General features: G+C 40.0%; 27 protein-coding genes. 11 read left to right on the forward strand and 16 right to left on the reverse strand.

What is annotated here, in order from left to right; translation table 11 throughout:
- Positions 1-33: 33 nt before the first annotated feature.
- The 6 genes from V7124_RS05385 to V7124_RS05410 all read right to left on the reverse strand — a co-directional run bounded on the left by V7124_RS05385 (position 34) and on the right by V7124_RS05410 (position 5,063).
- Positions 34-1,026, reverse strand: a complete 993-nt coding sequence (locus V7124_RS05385; RefSeq protein WP_335486889.1) for an ABC transporter substrate-binding protein — start codon at positions 1,024-1,026, stop codon at positions 34-36.
- A 128-nt stretch (positions 1,027-1,154) separates the two neighbouring features.
- Entirely contained in the window at positions 1,155-2,054 is a 900-nt protein-coding gene (locus V7124_RS05390) for a LysR family transcriptional regulator (protein ID WP_335486892.1), read from the reverse strand.
- A gap of 88 nt (positions 2,055-2,142) precedes the next feature.
- Positions 2,143-2,397 (reverse strand): YqkE family protein, encoded by a 255-nt coding sequence (locus V7124_RS05395; RefSeq protein ID WP_335418447.1) that lies wholly within the window; start codon positions 2,395-2,397, stop codon positions 2,143-2,145.
- A gap of 81 nt (positions 2,398-2,478) precedes the next feature.
- A complete protein-coding gene (locus tag V7124_RS05400; protein WP_335418444.1) occupies positions 2,479-3,135 on the reverse strand; it encodes a 3-oxoacid CoA-transferase subunit B in 657 nt (218 codons plus the stop codon).
- A gap of 23 nt (positions 3,136-3,158) precedes the next feature.
- Positions 3,159-3,848: a CoA transferase subunit A gene (locus tag V7124_RS05405; RefSeq protein WP_335418440.1), complete on the reverse strand. Its 690-nt coding sequence runs from the start codon at positions 3,846-3,848 to the stop codon at positions 3,159-3,161.
- A 27-nt stretch (positions 3,849-3,875) separates the two neighbouring features.
- The gene (locus V7124_RS05410) at positions 3,876-5,063 is read right to left on the reverse strand and encodes an acetyl-CoA C-acetyltransferase (protein WP_335418437.1); all 1,188 of its coding nucleotides are present in this window, start codon (positions 5,061-5,063) and stop codon (positions 3,876-3,878) included.
- A gap of 152 nt (positions 5,064-5,215) precedes the next feature.
- Here V7124_RS05410 and V7124_RS05415 point away from each other — a divergent pair, with 152 nt between their 5' ends.
- From V7124_RS05415 to V7124_RS05425, 3 genes are all read left to right on the forward strand, one after another.
- On the forward strand, positions 5,216-6,118 hold the full coding sequence (locus tag V7124_RS05415) for a hydroxymethylglutaryl-CoA lyase (protein WP_420489564.1): 903 nt from the start codon (positions 5,216-5,218) through the stop codon (positions 6,116-6,118).
- Positions 6,119-6,195: 77 nt separating this feature from the next.
- Entirely contained in the window at positions 6,196-6,336 is a 141-nt protein-coding gene (locus V7124_RS05420; RefSeq protein WP_335418431.1) for a hypothetical protein, read from the forward strand.
- Positions 6,337-6,421: 85 nt separating this feature from the next.
- Entirely contained in the window at positions 6,422-7,333 is a 912-nt protein-coding gene (locus V7124_RS05425) for an alpha/beta hydrolase (RefSeq protein WP_335418428.1), read from the forward strand.
- A 50-nt stretch (positions 7,334-7,383) separates the two neighbouring features.
- Here the strand turns inward: V7124_RS05425 and V7124_RS05430 are convergent, their stop codons facing one another.
- Together V7124_RS05430 and V7124_RS05435 are read right to left on the reverse strand one after the other, a co-directional pair.
- On the reverse strand, positions 7,384-7,878 hold the full coding sequence (locus V7124_RS05430; protein ID WP_335486895.1) for a DinB family protein: 495 nt from the start codon (positions 7,876-7,878) through the stop codon (positions 7,384-7,386).
- A gap of 79 nt (positions 7,879-7,957) precedes the next feature.
- Entirely contained in the window at positions 7,958-9,151 is a 1,194-nt protein-coding gene (locus V7124_RS05435; protein WP_335486898.1) for an FAD-dependent monooxygenase, read from the reverse strand.
- A 179-nt stretch (positions 9,152-9,330) separates the two neighbouring features.
- On the opposite strand from V7124_RS05435, the gene V7124_RS05440 reads away from it, so the two are divergent.
- From V7124_RS05440 to V7124_RS05450, 3 genes are all read left to right on the forward strand, one after another.
- Positions 9,331-10,092, forward strand: a complete 762-nt coding sequence (locus V7124_RS05440) for an IclR family transcriptional regulator (RefSeq protein ID WP_335418418.1) — start codon at positions 9,331-9,333, stop codon at positions 10,090-10,092.
- A gap of 103 nt (positions 10,093-10,195) precedes the next feature.
- Positions 10,196-11,146 (forward strand): fumarylacetoacetate hydrolase family protein, encoded by a 951-nt coding sequence (locus V7124_RS05445; RefSeq protein WP_335418415.1) that lies wholly within the window; start codon positions 10,196-10,198, stop codon positions 11,144-11,146.
- Between the two features lie 81 nt (positions 11,147-11,227).
- On the forward strand, positions 11,228-12,352 hold the full coding sequence (locus V7124_RS05450) for a cupin domain-containing protein (RefSeq protein WP_335486901.1): 1,125 nt from the start codon (positions 11,228-11,230) through the stop codon (positions 12,350-12,352).
- A 56-nt stretch (positions 12,353-12,408) separates the two neighbouring features.
- On the opposite strand, the gene V7124_RS05455 is transcribed toward V7124_RS05450, so the two are convergent.
- Together V7124_RS05455 and V7124_RS05460 are read right to left on the reverse strand one after the other, a co-directional pair.
- Entirely contained in the window at positions 12,409-12,744 is a 336-nt protein-coding gene (locus tag V7124_RS05455; RefSeq protein WP_335486904.1) for a YolD-like family protein, read from the reverse strand.
- A gap of 147 nt (positions 12,745-12,891) precedes the next feature.
- Positions 12,892-14,151 carry a DinB/UmuC family translesion DNA polymerase gene (locus V7124_RS05460; protein WP_335418402.1) on the reverse strand — a complete coding sequence of 420 codons (1,260 nt, stop codon included), beginning with the start codon at positions 14,149-14,151 and terminating at the stop codon, positions 12,892-12,894.
- Between the two features lie 166 nt (positions 14,152-14,317).
- Here V7124_RS05460 and V7124_RS05465 point away from each other — a divergent pair, with 166 nt between their 5' ends.
- Positions 14,318-14,512 carry a YqzH family protein gene (locus tag V7124_RS05465; protein ID WP_335418401.1) on the forward strand — a complete coding sequence of 65 codons (195 nt, stop codon included), beginning with the start codon at positions 14,318-14,320 and terminating at the stop codon, positions 14,510-14,512.
- A gap of 29 nt (positions 14,513-14,541) precedes the next feature.
- Here V7124_RS05465 and V7124_RS05470 read toward each other — a convergent pair whose 3' ends face one another.
- On the reverse strand, positions 14,542-15,339 hold the full coding sequence (locus tag V7124_RS05470) for an SDR family NAD(P)-dependent oxidoreductase (protein WP_335418399.1): 798 nt from the start codon (positions 15,337-15,339) through the stop codon (positions 14,542-14,544).
- A 10-nt stretch (positions 15,340-15,349) separates the two neighbouring features.
- Positions 15,350-16,309: an MBL fold metallo-hydrolase gene (locus V7124_RS05475; protein ID WP_335418396.1), complete on the reverse strand. Its 960-nt coding sequence runs from the start codon at positions 16,307-16,309 to the stop codon at positions 15,350-15,352.
- Positions 16,310-16,774: 465 nt separating this feature from the next.
- On the opposite strand from V7124_RS05475, the gene proC reads away from it, so the two are divergent.
- The 3 genes from proC to namA all read left to right on the forward strand — a co-directional run bounded on the left by proC (position 16,775) and on the right by namA (position 19,917).
- Positions 16,775-17,620: a pyrroline-5-carboxylate reductase gene (gene proC / locus V7124_RS05480; RefSeq protein ID WP_335486907.1), complete on the forward strand. Its 846-nt coding sequence runs from the start codon at positions 16,775-16,777 to the stop codon at positions 17,618-17,620.
- Between the two features lie 62 nt (positions 17,621-17,682).
- A complete protein-coding gene (locus V7124_RS05485) occupies positions 17,683-18,822 on the forward strand; it encodes a glycosyltransferase (RefSeq protein ID WP_335486910.1) in 1,140 nt (379 codons plus the stop codon).
- Positions 18,823-18,894: 72 nt separating this feature from the next.
- Positions 18,895-19,917: an NADPH dehydrogenase NamA gene (namA, locus tag V7124_RS05490; protein ID WP_335486913.1), complete on the forward strand. Its 1,023-nt coding sequence runs from the start codon at positions 18,895-18,897 to the stop codon at positions 19,915-19,917.
- 29 nt (positions 19,918-19,946) lie between these two features.
- On the opposite strand, the gene rnz is transcribed toward namA, so the two are convergent.
- Positions 19,947-20,870, reverse strand: coding sequence for a ribonuclease Z (gene rnz, locus V7124_RS05495; protein WP_335486915.1), 924 nt, complete (start codon positions 20,868-20,870; stop codon positions 19,947-19,949).
- A 196-nt stretch (positions 20,871-21,066) separates the two neighbouring features.
- Between rnz and zwf the strand changes: the two genes are divergently transcribed.
- Entirely contained in the window at positions 21,067-22,536 is a 1,470-nt protein-coding gene (gene zwf / locus V7124_RS05500; protein WP_335487382.1) for a glucose-6-phosphate dehydrogenase, read from the forward strand.
- 42 nt (positions 22,537-22,578) lie between these two features.
- On the opposite strand, the gene V7124_RS05505 is transcribed toward zwf, so the two are convergent.
- The 3 genes from V7124_RS05505 to V7124_RS05515 form a co-directional block, all read right to left on the reverse strand.
- Positions 22,579-23,850 carry a DNA polymerase IV gene (locus tag V7124_RS05505; RefSeq protein ID WP_335486918.1) on the reverse strand — a complete coding sequence of 424 codons (1,272 nt, stop codon included), beginning with the start codon at positions 23,848-23,850 and terminating at the stop codon, positions 22,579-22,581.
- Positions 23,851-23,924: 74 nt separating this feature from the next.
- Positions 23,925-25,046: a tripeptidase T gene (locus V7124_RS05510; RefSeq protein WP_335418377.1), complete on the reverse strand. Its 1,122-nt coding sequence runs from the start codon at positions 25,044-25,046 to the stop codon at positions 23,925-23,927.
- Between the two features lie 223 nt (positions 25,047-25,269).
- Positions 25,270-26,820: an acyl-CoA carboxylase subunit beta gene (locus V7124_RS05515; RefSeq protein ID WP_335486920.1), complete on the reverse strand. Its 1,551-nt coding sequence runs from the start codon at positions 26,818-26,820 to the stop codon at positions 25,270-25,272.

Raw genomic sequence — 26,820 nt, forward strand, 5'->3', positions numbered from 1 at the left:
CTCATCATTAAAAATAGTTTCAGATTCTTGAATCTAAATCCTATACTCTTCAAGTGTGGATTTAGCAAACAAATCCTCAACATTTAATTTGTTTTTAATTAATCCATCTTCATAAGAATATTGGATCACTGCTTCTAACGTTTTTCGATTTTTTTCTAAACCATACGGCCAAAAGTCTTCTCCTAAGATTTCTTTTGTTCTTTCCAATTCAGGAATCAACCAAGGCACTGTTACTTTTAATGCAGCTGTTTGCTTAAAACCTTCATAAACAATATTCTTCGCTTCAACAAAGGCTTGGAATAAGTTCTGAGCCACCCAAGGATGTTGTTTAAGAATTTCATCTTTAATTGCAACAACATGCATTATGGGAAAAATTCCCGTTTGTCTATAAAATTCTTGTTCGACTGAAGCATATTCGGTAAACAGCCTCTTTACATTTGGTGAACCTTTTAAAAAACTAGATGGGGCACGTGGACCAATAAAAGCGTCTATCTCGCCCGATTCCAATAATTCATTTAACGTTTCATGCTCACCAATTGGATGAATGTTAATATCAGGCGGTAAATCGACCTTTACTTTCTCAACTCTTCCAGGAGTCTCCTCTCCCCCCATGAACCATTCGACATCAGACTGTTTAACGCCATAATAATTGTTTAAAATTCCCCTTATCCAAACGCAAGCTGTTAACTGATACTCTGGAATCCCAATTCTCTTTCCAATTAAATCCTTTGGTTCTTTTATTCCAGAATGAGTGTTTATATAAACTCCAGAATGCCTGAACATGCGTGACATAAAAACGGGTATCGCTGTAAAATTAGGAAAACCCCGATCTTTTGCTATTAAATAGGATGAGAGTGATAATTCAGCTACATCAAATTCCTGATGACGCATCATACGGAAAAAGGTTTCTTCCACAGGCATATTTAACCAATTTAACTCAATTCCCTCGGGATTTACTGAGCCATCTACTAATGGTCTAATTCGGTCATAATCCCAACAACCGAATGATAAAGATAATTTCTTCAAAAAACTCCACCTCAACTATCCAAATTGATGAAAATAGTAAATTTAAACGCTTACAAAAATACATTACCATAATATTCGAACAATTAATAATTCAAATAAGTTACTGATAATTGAGTTTTTCCTCATATTTATTTCTTTGGTTTTATTTCATTTTTTATAAAATCAATTAATTTTTGTTCAATTGGTAAAAAATATTTATGTGGTCGATATGCTAGATATAAATCCTTATAGAGTTGCAGTCCATCAATCTTTATTTCTTCCAACAATCCCATTTCAATTTCCTCTTGAACGACAAAACGGAAGTTCATCCCTAATCCAAGTCCAGCTCGAACTGCCTGTTTGGTTCCTTCAGGATGCCCTACTTCCATAACAATGTTTGAGCGAATAATTCCGCAAGATTCAAGTGCAGAATCTATGGTTTTTCTAAATTGCGTGCCTTTAGGTGCACAGACAAACGGGAGAAATTCTAAATCCTTCAATGTCTTAGGGAATAAATCCTCTCTTGCATTCGGTGAAATCGTTAAAACGATTTCTTCGGATCGAATATGTTCATATATTAAATGTTCCGACTCTAATTTTACGGGCACAATACAAAAATCAAAATCACCATTTGCTGTAAGTTTCAAAACTTCTGAACTGCCATAGACCTGGAGATTGAGGTGAATAAGTGGATAATTCTCTATAAAGCGACTTACAATGGCTGGCAGCAAATATGTACCTAAATTGATGCTTCCTGCTATGGTAATTTCTCCTGTCCTAGACTTTTTTACATCTTGTACAGCAGCATGTAACTTATCAAATTCATCTAAAATGTTGACCACATATCCATAGACCATGTGACCTGCTTTTGTAGGAATGGTATTTCGACCTTTCCTCTCAAATAATTCCACTCCGAAGGATTCTTCCATCACTCTTAACTGATGACTTATAGCAGACTGTGAAACAAACATTTTTTCGGCAACTGCTTTTATACTCTCAGATTCGTACACCATTCTTAGTACTTTCAGATTATAAATAGACGTACTCATTGCAATAGCCCCCTCATATAAAATTTATACCAAATATAAATGCCTATCAAATTATCATGCAATTCGATAGGCAGTCACCGTTTATTCTCTATTTAAACTCCTTCCAGTTCATTCCACTCTCGTTTAACAGCTCTTCAAACGATTTATTTTTTTCCTTTAACCGGCGTTCTTCCCGTTTGCGCTGTTCTTCCTCTTCCCGTTTACGCTCTTCTGCTGCCTTCATCTGGTCCTGCTGTTCTTTTAACTGCTTGAGTAACTCTGGATTGATCATATCTTTAAGCGTTACCGCTGCTTCTTCTTTTTTTGGTGTAGATTGATTTTTTTGTTTCGATTTCTTTTTCATTAAAACTCCCCCATAAACATCATCATTTATATGTATTATAGCAAAAAGCAGGCTGTTCCATTAGCAGCCTGCCTTACTTTTTTAATAAGCTTCTAAAACTACATTTTCATCCACTGTTAATGAAGCCTCTGTTGAGTTAACAACATCCTCGACTGTAAACCCAGATGCTACTTCAACAAGGTTTAATCCTGTCTCCGTTACGTCCATTACCGCTCGTTCAGTGATAATTCGGTGAACGACACCCTTTCCCGTTAATGGCAGGGTGCATTGTTTTAATATTTTTGATTCGCCATGCTTGTTGACATGCTCCATAATGATAATGATTTTTTGCGCTCCATGAACGAGGTCCATCGCGCCACCCATACCTTTTATCATCTTCCCAGGAATCATCCAGTTGGCGAGATCCCCTGTTTCAGATACCTCCATACCTCCTAGGATGGCCACATTGATATGCCCGCCGCGAATCATTGCAAAGGACTCAGCACTATCAAAGTAGGCTGCACCACTAATCGCAGTTACCGTCTCTTTTCCTGCATTAATTAAATCAGGATCTACCTCTTCTTCAGTTGGATATGGACCAATTCCAAGCAGTCCATTTTCTGATTGGAGGACGACCTGCTTATTATCTGATATATAATTTGCGACCAGAGTTGGCATCCCAATACCTAGGTTTACATAAAAACCGTCCTCGATTTCTTTCTCTGCTCTTATTGCAATTCTCTCTCTAACAGAGATCATTAGCTCTCTCTCCTTTAAAAATTCTATTGTTTAACGGTAAGTCTCTCAATTCGTTTTTCCTGTTTTCCTTCAATAACCATCTGCACGTAAACACTCGGTGTATGGATGAAATTTGGATCAAGCTCACCAATTTCATAGAGTGTTTCCACTTCGGCTATCGTCACTTTACCGGCAGCAGCAATCATAGGATTAAAGTTTCTGGCAGTTTTGTGGTAAACGAGATTCCCCATCTTATCACCCTTCCATGCCCGAACAAGACTAAAGTCAGCAACTAATGCCTCTTCTAATAGATACTCTCGTCCATTAAAAATCTTTGTTTCCTTGCCATCCGCAATCGGTGTTCCTACCCCTGCAGGAGTGTAAAAGGCAGGAATTCCAGCACCGCCAGCCCTGATTTTTTCAGCTAATGTTCCTTGCGGCGTTAGTTCTACTTCAAGCTCGCCTGCTAACACTTGTCTTTCAAACTCTTTGTTTTCTCCTACATAAGAACCTATCATTTTTTTAATCTGTTTATTATTTAATAGTGGTCCGAGACCCCAATCATCAATTCCGCAGTTATTCGAAATAACAGTTAAATCTTTCACACCTTTTTCTACTAAAGCTTGGATTAAGTTTTCAGGAATACCACATAAACCAAAACCACCCACCATTAGCGTCGCTCCATCATAAATATCCGCAACTGCCTCTTGGAAGGATATACTAATCTTCTTCATCTTGTTCTTTCTCCCCTCATCGTAGGCTTAAGCTAACTCAACGACCGTTGCTACCCCTTGACCGCCGCCAATACAAAGTGTTGCCAATCCTTTTTGAGCCTTTCTCCGTTTCATTTCATGAATCAGCGTAACAAGAATTCTTGCACCGCTTGCACCAATTGGATGACCAAGTGCAATCGCACCGCCATTTACATTTAAGATTTCTTTATTAAATTGAAGTTCACGATCAACGGCCAGTGATTGAGCAGCAAAAGCCTCGTTCGCTTCAATTAGATCAAGTTCTTCTATTGAAATTGATGTTTTTTCGAGCACCTTTTTCACCGCTGGCACTGGACCTATTCCCATAATGCTTGGATCTACACCCGCACTTGCATTCCCTTTAATACTGACTAAAGGCTTAATCCCTAGTTCATCCGCTTTTTTCCTGCTCATCACAACTAAAGCTGCAGCACCATCATTGATTCCGGATGCATTTCCAGCTGTTACACTGCCATCCTTTTTGAAAGCAGGACGTAATCCAGCGAGTTTTTCGGCTGTTGATCCTTTTTTTGGATATTCATCGGTATCAAATACAATCGGGTCCCCTTTACGCTGCGGGATAACAACCGGAACAATTTCATCTTTAAATGTACCAGCTTCAATCGCCTTTACAGCCTTTTCCTGACTCCATGCTGAAAACTGGTCTTGTTCTTCTCTGGTAATTGAATATTTATCCGCTAGGTTTTCAGCTGTAACCCCCATATGATATTGATTAAAAACACATGTTAATCCGTCATTGGTCAAGGTGTCCACTAATTTTTGATCGCCCATTTTAAAGCCTTCTCGGGCATTTTTTAATAAGTAAGGAGCCTGACTCATATTCTCCATTCCACCAGCAACAATAATGTCAGCATCTCCTGCTAAAATCGCCTGTGTTGCTAGGTGAACGGCCTTTAAACCCGAGCCGCAGACCTTATTTATTGTCATAGAAGAAACACTTTCAGGAATTCCTGCAGCGATTGCAGCTTGTCTAGCCGGATTTTGACCAAGGCCTGCTTGCAACACATTTCCTAAAATGACTTCGTCAACTTGCTCTGGCCTCACACCAGCTTGTTCAAGTGCTCCTTTGATAACTGTTGCCCCTAATTCAGGTGCTGAAACATTTTTCAAGCTCCCATTAAAATTACCAAGAGCTGTACGAACAGCGCTAACAATAACAACCTCTGTTTGACTCATTATTCCCACTCACTCCTTTTCTGCTGTTTTACGTTTACTACTTCTAGTTCGAACATTGAAATTCCTGTTATTTTGTCAAAATTTCAATAATTCTTGATTTTTGGAATTCAACACTACTACAATGAAATTATGAAGGTACAAGGGGGAAAATGATGTTTAATTTACCTAAAAAAGTAACGATTATTGAGGTTGGACCACGAGATGGGCTGCAAAATGAAAAGTTATTTGTTCCCACAGAAATTAAAAAGAAATTTATTAACGAGTTAAAAAGTGCAGGCCTTCAAGAAATGGAGCTAACATCGTTTGTTTCTCCGAAATGGGTACCACAAATGGGGGATGCTGCTGAAATTGTTGGTGACTGTCTTGATGTAAATACTAGAAACATCGTTTTAACACCTAATCGCCGGGGAATTGATCGCATTTACATGTCCGAATGTAAGGCAGTTGCTTTTTTTGTTGGTGTCAGTAATACCTTCAACCAAAAAAACATTAATAAATCAACAGCCGACAGTATGAGCGAATTAAAGCCTCTCATAGCAGAATTAAAAGCAAAGAACTACTTTGTCCGCGCCTGCATTTCAACAGCATTTTATTGTCCGTATGAAGGGAAAATAAACGAAAGTGATACCATAAAGCTTTGCAGGGAGTTTGTTGAGTGTGGAGTGGATGAACTAAGTGTTGCTGACACAATTGGGATGGCGGCACCAAATGAAGCTTATTCCTTATTTTCAAAATTAAAAAATGCTTTCCCAGAGATATTACTAACTGCCCATTTCCATGATACCCGCAAGCTCGCTTTAGCAAATATTTTGGCTTCCCTTCAAGCTGGGATTAATCGTTTTGATACCTCAGCAGGAGGACTTGGCGGCTGCCCATTTGCTCCAGGCGCTGCAGGAAATGCTGCCACAGAAGATGTTGTTTACATGCTTGAGCGAATGGGGATTGATACTGGCGTTGATTTGCACAAGTTAGTAGGCGCAATTGAAATTATTCGTCCTCACCTATCAAGACAGATTGAAAGCGGATATTTCAAGCTTCATGCCCAAACGGTATAGTTTTTTCACATGAATATTCATTCTCCTTTTTAAGCACCTTACTATATGAAACCACTACGAAGGGAGTCTGAAGATTTATGAGCCAAAAACGGGATAAAGGCTATAGTCAGCAAGGTAAAGATTACGCAGAATCAGCAGGTGGAGGAAAGCGGGTGATTGCTGCTGAGGAAATTGAAAAGGCAATTCATCCAACGAAACGCCAAAACGCAAAATCATAATTTCATTTTCACTAAGCCGCTAAAATAGAGTTAGCGGCTTTTCCTATGATAAAATAGTGCCAATGAAACCTTTGGAGGTGTACGTGTGAAAAAAGCATTGCGAGCTCTATTCCTTTCATTCTTGTTTACATTTTCTTTAGGTTTTTATTTTACAAATCGGCTTATGTATATGAAAAAGAAAGATGAGAGGCTTATAGTAAAACGCGAAAAGGAAGCGGGGAGATTTGACCCCGAACGGTTCGAATTGCTTCCAAAGCGGGAGGTTACCATTGATTCCCCTTTCGGCTATCCGATTAAAGCTCTGCTCGTGGAGCCCCACGACTCCAATCGCTATGTGATTATTTCCCACGGTGTGACGGAAACAAAAATTAATTCGATTAAATATATGAATTTATTTTTAGAGCGTGGATTTAATGCCATCATTTACGATCATCGCCGCCACGGTGAATCTGGAGGAAAGACAACCAGCTTCGGTCACTATGAAAAGTTCGATTTAAAAGCGGTTATTGATTGGTTAAAAAAAGAAAAAGGGCCGACACTCACTCTCGGTATTCATGGAGAATCAATGGGAGCAGCTACGATGCTTTTATACGGTGGCATGCTTGAGGACGGCGCTGATTTTTACATTGCCGACTGTCCATTTTCTGACTTAAAGGAGCAGCTTTCTTATCAACTAAAAAAAGAATACAAGATGGTACCTGCGTTATTAATTCCCCTCGCTGATTTTATATTGCGCCTTCGTGAAAAATATTCCATCATGCATGTCTCACCGATTTCTGTTATTGAAAATATTAAACAGCCCATTCTATTTATTCACAGCGAAAATGATGATTTTATTCTTCCTTCTATGACGAGGGAGTTATATGAGAAAAAACAAGGTTCAAAAATGCTATACCTAGCTGTAAATGGGCGTCATGCTCAGTCCTTTAATGAAAATCCGGAAGATTATCGAAGAGTCATAGATGAATTTTTGGCAAAATACCTTGAGAATGTATGAATAGCATCAAAAGCAGACTGCCCAGGTTCAGTCTGCTTTGTTTCTTTTACTTATTGAACTTTTTCTAAGTGACGTACAAGTTGCCCGTAATGACCTGACACATGCTTAACAATTAAATGATCAATTAAAAATGATAATGGTTTTCCGTCAAAATTCTGATTATAACTTGGAGCTGTTTTTACTAGATCTTCTTCTGTAACTTTAACAAGTGCTGCCTCTACCTTTGGGACTAAGTTTTGTAGTGCTGCTATTGCATCCTCTTGCGTAATCCGAGAGACTACGTTTTCATCGACGGCAGCTAAGCGGCGTACATGTTCATGATTGCGTCCCCATTTTGCCCCTGGAACCACAAGCAATGCTTCCAAATCTTCAACCCAAAAAGCTACAGCTTCTACTATATGAGAAACAATTTGCATGGCTGACCATTCATTATCAGAGGGTTTAACATAAAGTGCCGCCTCTTCAGTATTTTTTACTACCGCTACAATATCCTCGATACTCTTTTTAAACATTTCCAATTTTTCATTCAGTAATGCTGTTGCCACAGAATAGGTCCTCCTTCAAGATAAATTTTAAAAATCGCTAGAGGTAACTCTAACGCATTATATGTTGCGAAAATTGTAATTAGCAATCTACACGTTGGTAATTTTTCTTAAAATAGCCGTATAGGAAATCAGCAACATGATAGTCTGTTGGTTTGTGTTGCTCGAAAATAAAATTGCGCAGCGCAAGTGTAGTTGGGTCCTCTGCATGAATAATTTCGCCCCATCTGCGTGCTGATCCTTGCACCATGGCAGAACGAGGAATTCGAATTTCTTGGTATGCTTTAAATGCTTCTTCATAAGAATTATGTTCTTTTAATTTCTCACCTAATACAAACGCATCTTCAAGTGCTTGAACGCCGCCTTGTGCTAAATATTGAAGCATCGCATGGCCCGAATCCCCTAATAGTGTAATGTTGCCAGTTGTCCAATTGTCTATTGGTTCACGGTCATACATTTGCCAACGGAATTGACGGTTAATGTATGTTAAAGCGTTTGCAACTTTTGGATGACAATTTTCAAAACGACGTGCCATTTCTTCTGGAGTTCCCCAGTCTTCTACAGTCGCATCATATGATTTAAATACGACTACTTGATTGTAAAGCTCTCCGCGGCGAACTGGATATTGCACCATATGCAGGTTTGGTCCAATCCACATGATGACATCATCTAAGTCTAAGTTTGCGTTAGTAGACACTTCTTCGATTGGAATCGTTCCTCGGTAAGCGACATACGCAGAGTTTACTGGTTTATCATCAACTAGCTGCTTTCTCATATTTGATTTTACCCCATCTGCACCAATAACTGCTTCTGCATGAATTGTTTCACCCTTTTGGTTAACGATAGTTACCGTGTCACCATTTTGTACTGCAGTTTGAATGGCTTGGTTTGTAAAGAATTTGATATTACTGCTTTTTTGACATGCTTCATAAAGAACTCTGTGTAAGTCAGAGCGATGCAATACGATATAGGGCTGGCCGAATTCTTTTTGGAAGCCTTCCCCTAAATCAAGCGTTGCTAATTCTTTTGCCGTATAGACATCTTTTAGGACAAGACGTTTTGGTAATACGGCATGCTTCAAAATTTCTTCCTTTACACCTAAACGGTCTAAAACTTCTAACGCATTTGGTGCTAACTGGATCCCTGCACCTACTTCACCAAATTCAGGTGCTTGCTCAAAAACTGCTACTGATTTACCCGTTTCTTGAATTGATAATGCTGCTGCTAAACCACCAATTCCTCCACCTACTATAATGATGTCGCTTACATTAGTCATTGACTTTCCCCTCCAACCAAGATATTATCTTCCATAAATAGAGAACTTTGTTACCTTATAAGGAAACTTTAAATCATTTTTCACTATTTCGTCAACTAAAAACTTTTAAAAATTTAGAAATTTCTATATAGTCATTTTTTTGTTATTATCATAATCAAAAGAAAAAAAGGGGGATCATTATGACAACTGAAACAAAAACCGCCGGTATACAGTCATTACAAATTGGGTTAAACATATTAGAAATCTTAGCAATGGAAAAAGAACCACTAAAGTTTACTGATATACAAAAGCTAACGGCTATGACAAAAAGTAATTTATACAAATATTTATCTACACTATCTCAATTTGGATTAATCTACCGTAATCCACATACAAATGCGTATACACTTGGACATAAATTAGTACAGTTAGGAAATGTTGCTCTAGGTCAATCTTCTTTAATAGAAGTGGTTATTCCCTATTTCAAAAAGATTACTGAGAAAACGAACCTAACCGTCCTACTGGCTGTTCCTTCTAAAAAAGGTCCACTCATTACATATATTTTAAGTGCAGATTATGGAATAAACATTGGTGCACAAATGGGGACACATTTGCCGCTCACCTCCTCTTCTGGTGTTGTTTTTTCTGCTTTTGAAAGAGACATCTTTTTGAAAGAGTGGGAAGAAGAAGAACGATCGAAGTTCAATGAAAGGGAATTACAGCAATTTCAAGTTGAAAAAGAAAAGACAAGAGCATTATTATTTGCCTCAAAAACGGAACCGCTAGTAAAGCATGTCTCTTCTTTTAGTGTCCCGATATTAAATTTCAATCATGAACTACTCGGTATTATTACCATCGTTGGTATTACTGAGACAGTACCAAAATCAGCGGACCATCCGACTGGAGAATATGTTCTCAATGTCGCAATGGAAATTTCAGAGTTTTTTGGTTTCAGGAAATAAAATTCTGAAAACAAATAATATTGACAATTGTTTTGAATTCTTATAATATTTTTTATAAATAGTGAACTAGTTTCATAATTAGTGAAAATTAAGGAGGGCAATAATGAAACTTATTAATTTTACTGTCGCCGGGCATACACGTGCTGGGGCAATCGTTGATCAAAAAGTAATCGACTTAAACTATGCTTACCAAGCACAGTTAAAAGCTGAAGGAAAATACCGATACGAAGCAATTGCAAAGGCTTACGTGCCAGATAATACGGATGAGTTATACCAAGGGGGCAAAGAATCCCTGCAACTAGCACAAAATGCAATCGATTTCATTTTAGCTAATCCCGAAAGCTTTGATAAAAAGGTAATTTACAATTGCGAGGAAGTTAAGGTCGAAGCACCTGTTCAAAAGCCTGGAAAAATTATCTGTGTGGGTCACAACTACCGCGAACACATTTTAGAAATGGGTCGTGAAATCCCGTCGAACCCAGTTATTTTTGCGAAATTTGCTAATACCATTTTAGGACCAGAAGACGATATTCCACACTATCCAATTTCTGATCAACTTGATTATGAAGCAGAATTTACTTTTGTTGTAGGTAAACAAGCTCGCAATGTATCAGAAGAAGATGCATTAGACTATGTAGCAGGTTATACGATTACAAATGACGTAACCTATCGTGATATTCAACGACGGACGCTTCAATGGCTGCAAGGAAAAACAGTAGATGGCACTGCACCAATGGGACCATACTTGGTAACGTCCGATGAATTACAAAATCCAGCTGGATTAGACGTTGTCCTTAAAGTGAATGGTGAAGTACGTCAAAAAACCAATACTGCTAATCTAGTATTCTCCGTTCAAAAATTAGTAGCTTTCTTGTCCAATTTAATGACATTAGAGCCAGGCGATGTTGTCTTAACAGGAACTCCTGGGGGCGTTGGTGTTGCGATGAATCCTCCGACATTCTTAAAAGATGGAGACGTCGTTCGTATAGAAATCGACCAAATTGGTGCGCTTGAAAATAAAGTAAAGGCAACTGAAGTCTTAGCGACTGTTTAATGAGGCATTGCAAGGGGGCAAGCAGAAAACACGCTGCTCCCCTTTTCTCTATAAAATTTGAAGGGTAAAGGAGAATGTGAAATGGCTGAAGTAAATCCAGAAGTTCAAGAGTTTATGAAAAGCCAGATTGTAACCGATTACACTAGGGAGATTCAACAATACAACTTAGGACCTCTTTGGGAAGCAATTCCTGCAATTATGCACAAAACGCCAACTCCTCAAGCACAAGCTTATCTTTGGAGCGATGAATTACTAAAAAAGAAAATGGCTGAAGCAGCACAAATCTTCACACCAGAACGCGGTGGTGAACGTCGTGCGATTTATTTCCAAAATCCTGGCTTAACGTATCGTGAACCATGGGGATGGGGATCTACTACTCAAACGATTTATGCAGCTATTCAAATGTTATTGCCTGGTGAAAAAGCGCCATCTCACCGGCACTCACAAAGTGCATTACGCTTCATTTCTGAAGGTACAGGTGCATACACGATCGTGCAGGGTCAACGTGTTTTCATGGAAGAAGGCGACTTTTTAATTACTCCAAAGGGCTTATGGCACGGGCATGAACATTTAGGTACAGAGCCTATGTATTGGATGGATGCTTTAGATATTCCTACCCTATACGCAATCGGCGGTACATTCTTTGAGCCGTATGAAGAAGGTTTACAACAGCCTGATATTCCTGATAATTTTTCTGAGATCCGTTATCGCGGGGGCATGGTTCGTCCTGTTGGTGATGATAAATTCACAGTTGCCCCACTTGCAAATTATAAATGGGATCGTACGGTAGAAGGAATTAAAGGCTTGATGGAATTCGATCCAAATCCACACCATGGATTTGCCGTTGATTACATTAACCCAACTACAGGTAAATCGGCGAACCCAACGCTTGGCACGAGAATGCAGCATTTACCGCATGGTTTCAAAACAAAGGCATTACGCCATACCCACTCAACGGTATACCAAGTACACAAAGGTTCCGGTCACACTATCATTAATGGTGTTCGCTTCGATTGGAAAAAAGGCGATTACTTCGTCGTTCCAAACTGGGCTTGGTATGAACACTCTGCATCAGAAGACTCTTACCTATTCTCAGTCAACGATTTACCAATTATGGACCGTTTTGACTTAGAACAAGAGCAATTACTTGATGAAAATAATGGCCACCAACAAGTTACTGGTGAATTTAAAGCAGACTTCCGTTAATAAAACATTTAAACAAGAGCGGATCCGTTATTTAGGGAACCGCTCTTGTTTAATGCTTACATATCTGTAATCCTGATATCTGCAATGGCAGCAATTGGAATCCGGTGTACTTCTTCAAAGTGGTCGACAATATGAAGTTTTTGCGTTAATTCGTCCCAATAATGAATTTTTCCAATGACGATTTCATAATTACTCTTTCGATAATGAGTAATGGTAACAAATTGGTCGAATTCGATTGCTTCAGATAAGGTCACATTCATGAGCTCGAGCTGCTGTTCATCCATTTCTTTTTTCTCTTCATACTGATCTTCTTTTACCCAATCCCTCAGCATTTTGACATGCTCTGGAAGCATCATCGAAACCCATTTGATTCTTCCTCTGTCGCGAATCATCTGAAATCGCCTCCTCTCTTATTGTCTAGCTCCAGCGCCTAGAGGCTCGGGGTCATAAGTCAATCCGTCAAGAAGGTTAAAAAGCAACCTTCTCGCCGGCTCGCCTTATGCCTGTCGCCTCTGGACAAGGCGCTTCCGCTTTTCTGTTTATCTTTTATGCCCGCCAACGAGTGTAGCCCGGTGCTTTGCCGTTCCGGCAGTTGTGTAAGAAACAGCCCGTAATAAGGAACCCGAACCAAAGCGTCTGCGGACAGCATCAACCACATAGCCAAGATCTCGCCGTTTGGCAGCCCCCATGTCAAAAAGATCGAGCTGAAGCTCGTGGTCATCGACGATATTTCCGATGCTAACGGCAATTTGTCTTACCGTCTTTCCTGTATAATGCTCATGAAATAATTCAAGGCAAACACGATAAATATCCATGGTTACATTTGTTGGCTGCTTGATCGTTCTTGAGCGATGGAAACCACCGCCAAGCTCATCCTGGCTATAGCCGATGCTAAGGCTGATGGTCCTTCCTGCTTTGCGGCGAGATCGTGCTCTTCTGGCTACTTCTTCACATATTTCTAACATCACATGTTTTATTTCTTCTTCCTCTTTATAGTCTCTTAACAGAATTTGGCTTTTTCCAAAGCTGATCTGCCCCTCAATAATCGGTGCGCCCAACTCTGAAAGGTCTACTCCCCAAGCATGATGATAAAGCTGATTGCCCATGATTCCGAATTTCTTTTCCAGTGCAGCTAAATCATAGCGAGCCAGTTGGCCCACCGTGAAAATACCCATCCCATTTAATGTTTTTTCAACACGTCTGCCAATTCCCCACATTTCTCTAAGCGGTGATACAGGCCAAAGCTTTGTCTGGACATCTTCATACTTCCATTCGGCAATCCCATGCTTCTTTGCTTCCAAATCGAGGCAAAGCTTCGATAGCAGCATATTAGGGCCAATTCCGACCGCACAAGGAAGCTGGAATTCACGCTCAATGTCATCCTTTATTTTTGCTGCAATCGTAAAAGCATCCCCCCACAAATGAAGGGCTCCATCCACCTTGATAAAGCTCTCATCCACGCTGTAGGTATGGAGTGCTTCCTTTGGTACATAGCGATTAAAAACACGGGTAATTTCAGTAGAAATTCGCAAATAAGTTGCCATTTTCGGCTCAACCACTTGAATGCGTGGATCATCAGGAATCTCAAACAGCCGTGAACCTGTTTTTATTCCAAACTCTTTTTTCAAACGCGGCGAAGCGGCAAGCACAACACTTCCATTTCGTTCTTTGTTACCGGCCACAGCTAGATAGCAAGTCAAGGGATCAAGACCAAGCATGATAGCGGAACAGCTTGCATAAAAACTCTTCATGTCTACACAGAGTATTTGATTGTGCGGTAACGTGCTGTAATCAACCATGTTTTTTCCTTCCTTCGCACAAAATATCGAACATTCGTTCCTTATATTATATACACATCTTAAACGAATATACGTTCGTATTCAATGGAAATTTTTTGATACGTTTCATGGTTATGGTTATTTTTCTGGATGAAAAATCGGTATAATGATGGGTGAGGTGCACAAAATGGAGAAAAAATTGATTATCAAAATGATAAAGAATTGCTTTAAACAATATTATTCCGAAGTGGATTCCCTGCCAATGAGCAGTGCGGATTTAGAAGAGCTTGCAGAGCGAATTATTCAAATAAAAAATGAACAGCCCGCTTTAGATTTATACGAGGCTGTAAATGATACGGTTTATGAATTTTTAACGGATTGATAGCAAAACAAAAAACCGCATCTGCGGTTTTATTTCTTGTTAAACGCCTTTTTCCCGATCCGTTCAAAAAGTCTTGGAAAGAGAACATATACGACACTGCCCATATTCATCCAGCGCGGCAAGTTGATTTCCCGCGTTTTTGTTAGCATACTGTCGACAACTTTCTGTGCCACATATTCTGGCTGCAGCATATATCTTTTAACATTTTTAACATATGTGCCTTTTTCATCGGCAATATTAAAAAAGTTTGTGGCAATCGGTCCTGGATTCACAGATGTTACCAGAACATTGTAATCACTAAGCTCCATTCGCAGTGAATTGGTATAACCAAGAACCGCATGCTTGGTAGCGGAATAAACACTTGATTTTGGCGTAGCAATTTTCCCTGCTTGCGAAGCAATGTTGATAATATGACCAAAGCGGCGTTCACGCATTTTCGGCAAAACCATACTCGTGCAGGCCATTAACCCGACGACATTGACATCAAACATTCCTTTAATTTCATCTATTGTCACTTCATGGGCTTCACGGAAGACGCCGAATCCTGCGTTATTTACAAGAATATCAATATGGTTTATTTTTTCCGTAATCTGGCTAAAAACTTCCTTCACTTTATCTGTATCAGAGACATCTAATTGATAGACGTCTACCCTAATTTGGTACTTCTGCTGCAATTCTGTTTGCAGCTGCCTCAGCTTTTCGATGCTCCGTGCTACTAGGACAAGATTAGCACCACTTGCCCCACAGAGCTTGGCGATTTCAGCACCAATTCCCCCAGATGCACCAGTGATGACAATATTTTTACCCTTAAGTTGTTCTCTAGCCATATATTACACCTCATCTAGCTTGATAAAGGACAGGTTGATGATCCTTACTTATAATCTCACCGATAGAAGCTAAATAGTCAAGCTGTCCGACCGTTTCCGATAGCGTCAAAATCAGTTCACGCTTGTAAGCAGACGGAAAAAGGCGCTTACAAAGTTCAAATACGGTTTGCTGCTCTTCTTTAAGCCAATTATTAACCTTCATCGCCCGTTCGTGTTGATGAATCAGTCTTTTTTCAACCAATTCTTTTAATTGAAAAACTTCCTTTCCATGCCCTGTGTAAACAAACTGAATCGGGTAAGACAACAGCTTTTTCATTGAATGATTATGCTGTAGCTGAGACTTTGGCCGTTCCTTTTCACCTGGCGCAGGTGGCTCAAAAAATGGATTGGGTGAGATATGTGAGAGAATCAAATCCCCTCCAATAAGAACACCATCTTTTTCCCGAAAAAGAGCGATTTGACTTTGAGCATGACCAGGAGTCTCAATCACCGCCCATTCACTGAGTCCAGGCGGGTTCATACCTTCCACTAGCTGACCAGTTAAGGAGCGATTACAGGAGTACTTCAGTGTTTGCCTTAACATGGAGCGCGATGGAAAATATTCTTGAGGTAAGCCATAGTTAAGAAATTGTGCACCAAAAAAATTTTCTTGTTCTTCAAAAAAGGCGTCCGTAGGCTTAATCCATCGTTCATTTAACCAATGACCAAACACTTCAATGTCGTTTGGTAAAAAATCAAGCATGCCAACATGATCCACATGATGATGGGTAAGAATGACCTGTTCAATATCATTGGGGGTTAAATGCAAGTCAGATAGCTGCTTCTTGAATTCAACCCAAGATTCCTTTGTTTTAATACCACAATCGACAAGTGTCAGTCGCTCGCCTTTAATTAAATACACATTAACATCTCCGACTGCAAAAGGAGTCGGCAACGTTATTTTTGCGATACCATCTTTCCATTCTGCCATTAAAAAAACTCCTATCTTTATATTTAAAAAGTGTGATCATTTTTTGTCATTTATATAAGGTAAAGTGTAGCGATTTTTCTACTGAATGTCATTATTTTTGCATAATTAATTTTGAATAAAGTAAAAATTCAGTATACTTAATCTTGACAAACCATGTGTTATCTTGCATAATCACTAGTAAAATTTGATTCATAAATTGCGATGACTAAGACTAGTAAATGAGTAATGGCATAAGAGAGTGAAGTCCACCCGGCTGAAAGACTTCACAGCCCTCTTGATCATTGAACCTATCTTAAGAGCACTTAGGAAAACCTAACGTAAATCCGGCGTTATCGGAGTCGAGTGAACCCTGACTTTATATAGTTTGGGTAAATGAAGGTGGTACCGCGGAAGCTAGACCTTTCGTCCTTTTTGGATGGAGGGTCTTTTTGTTTTTTTTATTAAGAGTATTAAGGGGGAAATTTCATGAAAAAGTTAGCAATTATCGGCGCAGGTTCGATGGCTGAGGCGTTGATTTCAGGTATTCTTGAAAATAGTTTAATGGAAAGAAAAAATATTTGGGTTACCAATAATTCAAACGCAGAAAGGTTACAGAAGCTTCAAGAACGCTATGGGGTCAGTACCACCTATGATTTAAATGAGCTTTTAGCTGGAGCAGACATGGTCATTTTATCCATGAAGCCAAAAGATGTGGCAACTGCCATTCAATACATTCGCGACTATTTAACGGAACAAATGCTAGTGGTCTCTGTTTTAGCAGGAGTATCGATGAGTACCATCGAAACGTTAGCAAGATTACCCATTGCCATTGTTAGAGCAATGCCGAATACATCTGCGGCGGTTGGAAAATCAGCCACTGCTGTTGCCGTGAATGAGCGCGTTACTCCGCAACAAATTGAAGTAATGAAAAACTTATTTGGAACAGTAGGTTTGACTACTTTTGTGGAAGAAGAGCAGCTTGATGCTGTTACAGGATTATCTGGCAGCGGTCCTGCTTATATCTATTACCTTATTGAAGCAATGGAAAAAAGTGCAGTTGAGGTTGGTCTCGATAAGGAAATGGCGAGTGAGTTAATCGTGCAAACGTTAATCGGGGCGGCGGAAATGGTGAAAAACTCCACAAAAACATCAGAACAATTACGAAAAGATGTCACAAGCCCAGGGGGGACAACGGAAGCTGGGGTCAAGGTGCTTGAGGAACATCAAGTCCAACAAGCATTCATTTCGTGTATTAAGGCTGCAACCGCTCAATCGAAAAAAATGGGAGCTGCCTTACGTACACAACTAGAAGTCACAGAACCAACCTCCTGATTTGGAGGTTTGGCTTGAGTTGATTTAAACTAGACTAAAAAGAGTCTGGGGAAGTGTCAGAAGTGCTAACAATTTTGTATACGTTTGGAATACTTGTTTGGATTGTTTTTCTTATCGATGGATTCATTGGTTTACGAAAAATAGATGCTTTAGAAACTGAAGAAGGCTTAGAAAATGGGCCATTGTTATCGGTTATTGTTGCTGCCCGTAATGAAGAAAGTCATATTAAATCCAGTGTTCGCAGTCAGCTTAAGCAAACTTACAAAAATGTTGAATGGATTCTTGTCAATGATCGGTCAACCGATGCAACCGGGCTTATGATGGAGGAATTACAAACCGAGGATCAGCGAATTTCCGTTATTCATATTGAAGAATTGCCTGATGGCTGGCTGGGGAAAAATAACGCATTATATCGAGGTTTTCTCCAAACATCTGGAAAATGGCTATTGTTTACTGATGCTGACGTTAGATTTGAAGGAGAAGCATTCGCAAAGGCGCTTCACTATTTTGAAAAGCACGAGCTGGACCATTTAACTACTGCCCCAAACCTGAGTGCAAAGAAGTTTTGGCTAAAATCTTTTGTTGCCTTTTTCCTATTTGGATTTTCTTATTTTAAACGGCCTTGGGCAGCAAATAATCCGAAGTCAAAAATAGGAACGGGGATCGGCGCTTTTAATCTTGTATCAAAAGAAGCTTATACATCCTTTGGAACGCATGAGAAAGTGAAAATGCGCCCCGATGACGACTTACAGCTTGGAATGAGGATGAAACAAGCAGGCTACCGTCAAAGGATTGTTACAGCACTTAGGCTGATCGAGGTGGAATGGTACGGGAGTTTGCAGGAAGCATTTGTTGGACTAGAAAAGAATACGTTTGCCGGACTACATTACCGGATTAGCATGGTGTTTTTTGCCATATTCGGTGTCTTTATTACCAATGTCTTACCGTTTATTACGATATTTTCTTCTGATAAAATTGTCTCCCTGTTAAGCTTAGGCGTTATTTTGTTAAGCGGCATTCATTACGTATTAGTTATTAGAAAAATGACTGTATTTTCTCCGGTTATGTTTCTAGTATTGCCGGTTACCGCGCTCCTTTTTATCTATTCAATCATCCGTGCCAGCTGGCTCACCTATAAACGTGGCGGCATCATGTGGAGAGGTACACTATACAAATTAAGCGAATTAAGAGAGAAAGAGTAGTAAGTTTTTTTATAATGAAGCCTTTTTGCTATACTAAAGAGGAATTAGTACATACAAACAGGAGGACTCTTTATGTCTACAAAGTTATTTTCTCCTTTTACAATTAAGGATGTTACGCTGAAAAATCGAATTGTAATGGCGCCAATGTGCATGTATTCGAGTCACAACGAAGACGGTCGAATTCAGAACTGGCACCGCACACACTATACAAGCAGAGCTGTCGGTCAAGTTGGACTGATTATTGTTGAAGCTACAGCAGTCACTGTACAGGGCAGGATTTCATCTAAGGATTTGGGAATATGGAGTGATGACCATATTGAAGGGTTGAAGGAGCTCGTTGACCTGATGAAGGAAAATGGGGCGAAAACAGGAATTCAGCTTGCACACGCCGGCAGGAAGGCGGTTCTTGAAGGTGAAATCCTCGCTCCTTCAGCCATATCATTTAATGAAAAAATGAAAACTCCTAAAGAAATGACAAAAGAGGAAATTGCCGAGACGGTTAAAGCCTTTAAAGAAGGAGCAGAACGGGCAGTAAAAGCAGGATTTGATGTTATTGAACTGCATGGAGCACACGGCTATTTGATAAATGAATTCCTCTCCCCGCTTTCTAATAAAAGATCCGATGAATACGGCGGATCGGCTGAAAATCGCTATCGTTTCCTCCGTGAGATTATTGAAGCGGTTAAATCGGTCTGGAATGGCGTTTTGTTTGTGCGTGTATCGGCTCATGATTACCATGATGAGGGATTAACACCATTGGATTACGTTTTTTTCTGTCAATGGATGAAGGAGCACGGTGTAGATTTAATTGATGTCAGCTCGGGGGCAGTGGTACCTGCGCACATTAATGTATATCCTGGCTATCAAGTTCCCTATTCAGAAACAATTCGAATTGGCGCTGAGATTTCAACTGGAGCAGTGGGCTTAATTACAACAGGGATTCAAGCGGAAGAAATCCTTCAAAATGACCGAGCCGATTTAATATTTTTAGCCCGCGAATTATTACGTGATCCGTATTGGCCGCGAACTGCAGCCAAGGACCTGGGGACATCGATTGAAGTGCCTAAGCAGTATGAACGGGGTTGGATATTTTAATGACAAAAGACGACCTTTTGGCCGTCTTTTCATTTGGAGGGTATGTTTATTTCTTTAAAATCTTCGGCGATGTCGGTATTTATAAAAATCTCCTGTGCTTCGGCAATCAGTTCACGCGATGCCTGCCGGTCATACCGTGAGCTGATATGTGTCAAACAAAGCTGCTTACTTCCAGAACGTCTCGCTACTTCTGCCGCCTGATGGGTAGTCGAGTGGAAATAATCGAAGGCAAGTGTCTCTTCCCCTTTAGAAAAGGTTGCTTCGTGAATCAAGAGATCTGCATCCAATGCTAAAGAAATTGCATTTTCGCAGTATCTTGTATCCCCAAGAATGGTAACAATCCGTCCCTTTTGATCGGGTCCTAAAAAATCTTGCGGGATGATGACTCTTCCGTCTTCTAGTGTAACACTTTCACCTTCTTTTATTTTTCGAAAAATCGGACCTGGCTGTACTCCAGCTTCAACAAGCTTTTCCGCTAAAAGTGTCCCTGGTTTGTCCTTCTCGACAATTCGATACCCATACGAAGGAATGCCATGCTCTAACAATTGTGCTTCAACGGTAAACTGGTCATCCTCAAAAATAATACCAGCCCCGATTTCCACAATCTTTAATGGGTATTTTAAATAAGTTTGACTAATTGAAAGGCTGACCGTAATGTATTCTTTAATACCTTTCGGCCCATAAACCGTTACCTCTGATTCACCGCCTTGAAAGGAACGACTTGCTAACAATCCAGGCAAACCATAAATATGGTCACCATGCAGGTGGGTAATAAAGATTTTTTCAATTCTGCGTGGTTTAATTGAAGTATGTAAAATTTGGTGTTGGGTTGCTTCCCCGGCATCAAATAACCAGATCGACCCTCGTTCTTCCAGTAATTTTAGAGCAATTGATGTTACATTACGAAGCTTAGCAGGAACTCCAGCGCCTGTTCCTAAAAAAAAGATATCCATCGTAATTCCCCTCTCCGTAAATATTATAATAAATAATATAGCATATCGCTTGCGCAATTGCCCTTTGTGCGTATATTCTCATTTAAGAGAATATTTTTCAATACATGCATCATGTGGTTTTTGCTAAATCTAAATTGAATACATAAAAAGAGAGGTAACTATCGTGGACCAACAAAGAAATATGACTTCATTAATCATGATATTTGGTGCAACAGGAGATTTAGCCATTCGCAAGCTCTTTCCCTCCCTATATCGATTGTTCGAAAAAAAGAAATTAGATAAATTTGCGGTTGTAGGAGTTGCCCGAAGACCGTTATCAACCGAGGATTTTCAAAAATCTGTTAGGGACTCAGTAATAACTGCACTAGGAAAAAAGGATAAAATTGAAGAATTTGTTTCTCATTTTTATTATCAATCACATGATGTAGCAGATTCCAATTCCTATGCAGCCCTGAAAGGTTTGGCAGAGCAAATTGATGAGAAATACGAGTTAGAGGGAAATAGAATTTTTTATCTAGCCATGGCACCTGAATTTTTTGGACCAATCGCCCTGCATTTGAAATCCGATGGATTAACAGATGTAAAAGGCTACAAAAGACTTGTGATTGAAAAACCATTTGGACATGATTTAGAATCAGCAAAAGTGTTAAACAAACAAATTCGTATGGCATTCTCAGAAGAAGAAGTTTATCGGATTGACCATTACCTAGGAAAAGAAATGGTTCGAAACATTGAAGTTATTCGGTTTGCCAATGCCATATTTGAACCATTATGGAATAACCGTTACATCTCCAATATTCAAATCACTTCCAGTGAAACCCTAGGAGTAGAAGAGCGTGGCCGTTATTATGAAACAAGTGGCGCCTTACGGGATATGGTGCAAAACCATATCATGCAAATGGTAGCACTACTAGCAATGGAACCGCCAATTAAGTTAACGACAGATGAGGTGCGCTCTGAAAAGGTACGCGTGTTTCGTTCATTAAGAATGATTAAGGGAGATAAAATAAAAAAATATTTTGTTCGAGGACAATATGGTGCCGGAATGGTCGAGGATGAGCAACTTCCTGAATACCGTGCAGAGAAAATGGTAGATAAAGAATCAAACACAGAAACGTTCGTGGCTGGAAAGATTATGATTGATAATTTCCGCTGGGCTGGCGTTCCATTTTACATTCGAACTGGAAAAAGAATGGCGACGAAATCAACAAAAATAGTTGTTCAATTTAAGGACATTCCGATGAACCTTTATTATCAGCCAGAGAAACTGATAAATCCGAACTTGCTGGTAATCCATATCCAGCCAGAGGAAGGAATTACACTTCATCTTAACGCCAAAAAAGCTGGTGGCCATCTTGATGCCCAAGAGGTTAAACTAAGCTTTGCTAATACAGGAATTCATGCCATGAATACACCGGAAGGGTATGAAAAACTCTTGTACGATTGCATGCGCGGTGATGCAACTAACTTTACTCACTGGGATGAAGTAGCTTATTCTTGGGCCTTTGTCGACAACATTTCAGCGGTATGGGAAAATACGAAGGCAGACAGCTTTCCAAATTACCCATCAGGCTCAATGGGTCCGAAAGCCGCTGATGAGTTATTAGAAAAAGACGGATTTTTCTGGTGGCCAGTCAATGCATTAGATGTTGATATTTGTAAGTAACACAAAAAGCTCCGCATTTGTAACTAAACAAGTGCGGAGCTTTTAGCTATCTTCTTTGTGAGGAAAATTGCGAAGAAAATCTTTATTAAAGCTTGTTCCTGTTCCAACATTATCAGCATTGTCGACTTTTCGTGTACCAGCATTCTCAATGATATTCTTCCCGTATTTATCACGAAGAGAGGAAAGAGTTTTGAGTAACGGTTCGTTTTTGGCGTCTTTTCCATAGGAAAATAAATCAAGCTGCTTAAAAGCTAAATCCTGCTCAACTAAATCATAGCCAGTAATACCTAGCAGCCTGATTGGGTCCCCATTCCAATGCTTAAGGAAAATCTGCTTTGCTTGCGTAGCGATATCCTCTTTTTGCTGAATGGGATTGGAAAGTTTTTTACTACGTGTAATCGTTTTTCGATCTTTAAACCGAATCGTGATTCCTACTGTGGCTGCAAAGACATTTTTTCTTTTCAGTCTTACTGAAACCGTTTCAGCTAATGACTCCAATACTCGATATAACTCTTGCTGATTGCTCGTATCCTTTGGAAGGGTTGTTGAATTACCAATGCTTTTAAACTCTGATACCGCCTCAGGATCTACAGGTCGATTATCAATGCCATTGGCTCTTTCCTTTATGCGAATACCATTAATACCGAGCAATGATTTCAGCTGAATTTCATTTCCGGCAGCTAACTCCCCGATCGTGTGAATCCCAATCGTTGTTAACTTTTCAGCTGTTTTTTTACCTACTCCATGCATTTCATTCGTATTCAACGGCCACAGAACAGCAGGAATATCACGTTTACGCAGGATTGTTATTCCCATCGGCTTTTTCATATCTGATGCTGTTTTTGCCAAAAATTTATTCGGTGCTATTCCAATACTGCTTGGCAGATCAAGCTGTTCAAGAACTCTTTTTTGAATACTTTGAGCGATTTCTATTGGATTTCCCATTTCAAATGAATCCGTAATATCCAAATACCCCTCATCAATGGAGACAGGTTCGACCAGTTCTGTATAATTCCTAAGTATCTCAAACATGGCAATTGACGCTGTCCGGTATCGGTCAAAATTAGGTTTCCTAATAACTAACTGTGGGCAGAGCTTTTTTGCCTCCCAAAGTGGCATTGTCGTTTTGACTCCAAATTTTCTCGCTTCGTAGCTGCAGGTAATAATAATCCCCCGCCGCTCCTCCACATTTCCTGCAATCGCAACTGGCTTCCCCTTGAGCTCCGGATCATATGCCATCTCCACAGAGGCGTAAAAGCTATTCATATCTACGTGTAAGATAACTCGTCCTTTTTTCGGATACATTTCTTTCACGATCGCACTCCCTTAAAGATAGTACCTATATTATAGCAAAAAGGAGAACCAGCTGGCTCCCCTCGATCATTTCCTTATTGATTTGTAACCTCGTTGATAATGGCAATCGTCATTTCTGCGAGCTTGTATAATTCTTCGATTGGCATACGTTCATTGGTGGTGTGAATATCTTCATACCCAACAGCTAGGTTTACAGTTGGAATATTAAAGCCGGCAATAACGTTAGCATCACTTCCGCCGCCGCTTTGCTGTAATTCACAGCTTCGTCCAATTTTTCCTGCCGCTTTACGTGCGATTTCAACGACTTGATCACCTTCGCCAAATTTAAAGCCTGGGTACATAACCTCAATCTCAACTTCTGCTCTTCCACCCATTTCAGCCGCTACCGTTTCAAAGGCAGTCTTCATTTTGGCAGCCTGCTTTTCCATTTTTTCAGCAATCAGTGACCTTGCTTCTGCTAAAATATCAACACGGTCGCATACGATATTTGTTTGAGTGCCGCCCTCAAACCGGCCGATGTTTGCAGTGGTTTCAGAGTCAATTCTGCCTAATGGCATTTTCGCAATCGATTTCGCAGCTATCGTAATTGCCGAAACCCCTTTTTCTGGAGCAACACCGGCATGAGCTGTTTTTCCGTAGATCACAGCTTTTATCTTAGCCTGTGTTGGAGCTGCAACCACGATATTTCCTACTAACCCGTCACTGTCTAACGCATAACCATATTTGGCTTTTAATAAAGAAGAGTCAAGTGCTTTCGCCCCGACAAGACCAGATTCTTCTCCAACTGTGATAACAAATTGAATCATCCCGTGAGGAATTTTCTGCTCTTTTAACACGCGGATGGTTTCAAGCATAACCGATAATCCAGTTTTATCATCAGCACCTAAAATGGTTGTTCCATCAGTGACAACATAACCGTCTTTAATCGATGGCTTAACACCTCTTGCTGGAACAACTGTATCCATATGGGAAGTGAAATAAATAGGATCTACGCCGTCTTTAGTGGCAGCAAGGGTACAAACTAAGTTTCCTGCTCCATGACCTGTAACAGCCGTTGTATCGTCTTCAAACACATCAAGGCCTAAATCGGTAAACTTCTGTTTTAAGACTTTCGCAATTTCTGTTTCGTATTTTGTTTCCGAATCAATTTGGACAAGCTCTAAAAATTCATTTAAAAGACGTTCTTGATTAATCATCTAGATAAACCTCCGTTTTATGTACTCACTATAAGATGTCCAGCTCCAGCGACCAACGACTAGTGAACTTCCCTCTCCTCCTTTCGATAAGTCAACATCGAATCGCTATCGCTCTCCGTGTTTCCTTTATCTCGTTCGGAGCGGTCCAGTTCATACGTCGCTAAACGGTCGCTTCTGCCTTTCTCAGTATACTCTTTCACAATCTCGTCTTCAAATGATTGCTTTAAAGTGGGATATTCCCATGTTTCTTAAACGGTCTAGACTCTTTTTTATTACGAAGCATTTCTAATGCTTGGATGATTTTTATTCTCGTTTCACGCGGGTCAATCACATCATCGACCATCCCTCTGCTAGCAGCTACATATGGGTTAGCAAACTTTTCACGATATTCTTCGATCTTTTGCTCCCTTACCAATTCAGGATTATCACTACTATTTATTTCCTTCGCAAAAATAATATTAGCCGCACCCTGTGGACCCATTACCGCAATTTCGGCATTTGGCCAAGCAAAGACTAAATCTGCACCGATGGACTTGCTATTAAGAGCAACATAAGCGCCTCCATAGGCTTTTCTTAAAATAACCGTCAACTTCGGTACAGTTGCTTCAGAATAAGCGTATAGGATCTTTGCTCCATGGCGAATAATCCCTCCATGCTCCTGTTTAACTCCAGGGAAAAAGCCTGTAACGTCTTCAAAGGTGATAATCGGGATATTAAACGAATCACAGGTGCGGATAAATCTAGCTGCCTTGTCAGATGAATTGATATCAAGCCCGCCAGCCATCACCTTTGGCTGGTTGCAAACTAATCCAACTGTTTCCCCTTTTATCCGTGCAAATCCGATGACGATATTCTTGGCAAAATTCTTTTGAATTTCCATAAAAGAATCTGCATCTGCTACTTGTTCGATTACCTTTCGAACATCATAGGGACGAATGGCGTCAAATGGAATAACATCCGTTAAATCCGGACGATAATCATTTTCCTCTTCCACCGCGAGTATTGGCGGCTTTTCTTCATTATTTTGAGGAAGGTAGCTTAGTAGTTTACGAACGTCGTCTAAAATTTCTTGCTCTGAAGGAGCTTCAAAATGTGCATTCCCGCTAATGGTATTATGGACATGGGCACCGCCAAGGTCTTCAGCAGAAATCTTCTCACCCGTAACGGTTTCAATTACTTTTGGGCCTGTAATGAACATTTGGCTCGTTTTTTCAACCATAAAAACGAAATCAGTAATCGCGGGTGAATACACGGCCCCACCAGCACAAGGTCCCATAATAACGGAAATTTGCGGGATTACCCCAGAATAAATCGCATTTCGATAAAAGATATGACCGTATCCATCGAGTGAGACAACACCTTCTTGAATTCGTGCCCCACCGGAATCATTTAAGCCCACAAACGGAGTTCCGCTTTTCGCCGCTAAATCCATAACATTAGCAATTTTTTTGGCATGCATTTCCCCAAGAGCCCCTCCAAACACGGTAAAATCCTGTGAGAATAAATAGATTGGTCTGCCGTTTACTTTCCCATAGCCAGTTACCACACCATCGCCAGGTCCTTTCTGTTCATCAAGACCAAAGTCGTTGGTTCTATGCTCGATGAATGGACTTAATTCTAGAAATGAACCTTTATCCACTAAGAGCTCGATTCTTTCTCTCGCCGTTAATTTTCCCTTTTCATGCTGTTTATCAATCCTCTCGTCTCCGCCGCCAAGTTCCACTTCCCGGCGCTTATCATATAATTCATTTATTTTTTCATAGATGTCTATCAT

Source organism: Neobacillus niacini, from assembly GCF_036961885.1.
GTDB lineage: Bacteria > Bacillota > Bacilli > Bacillales > Cytobacillaceae > Neobacillus > Neobacillus niacini_H.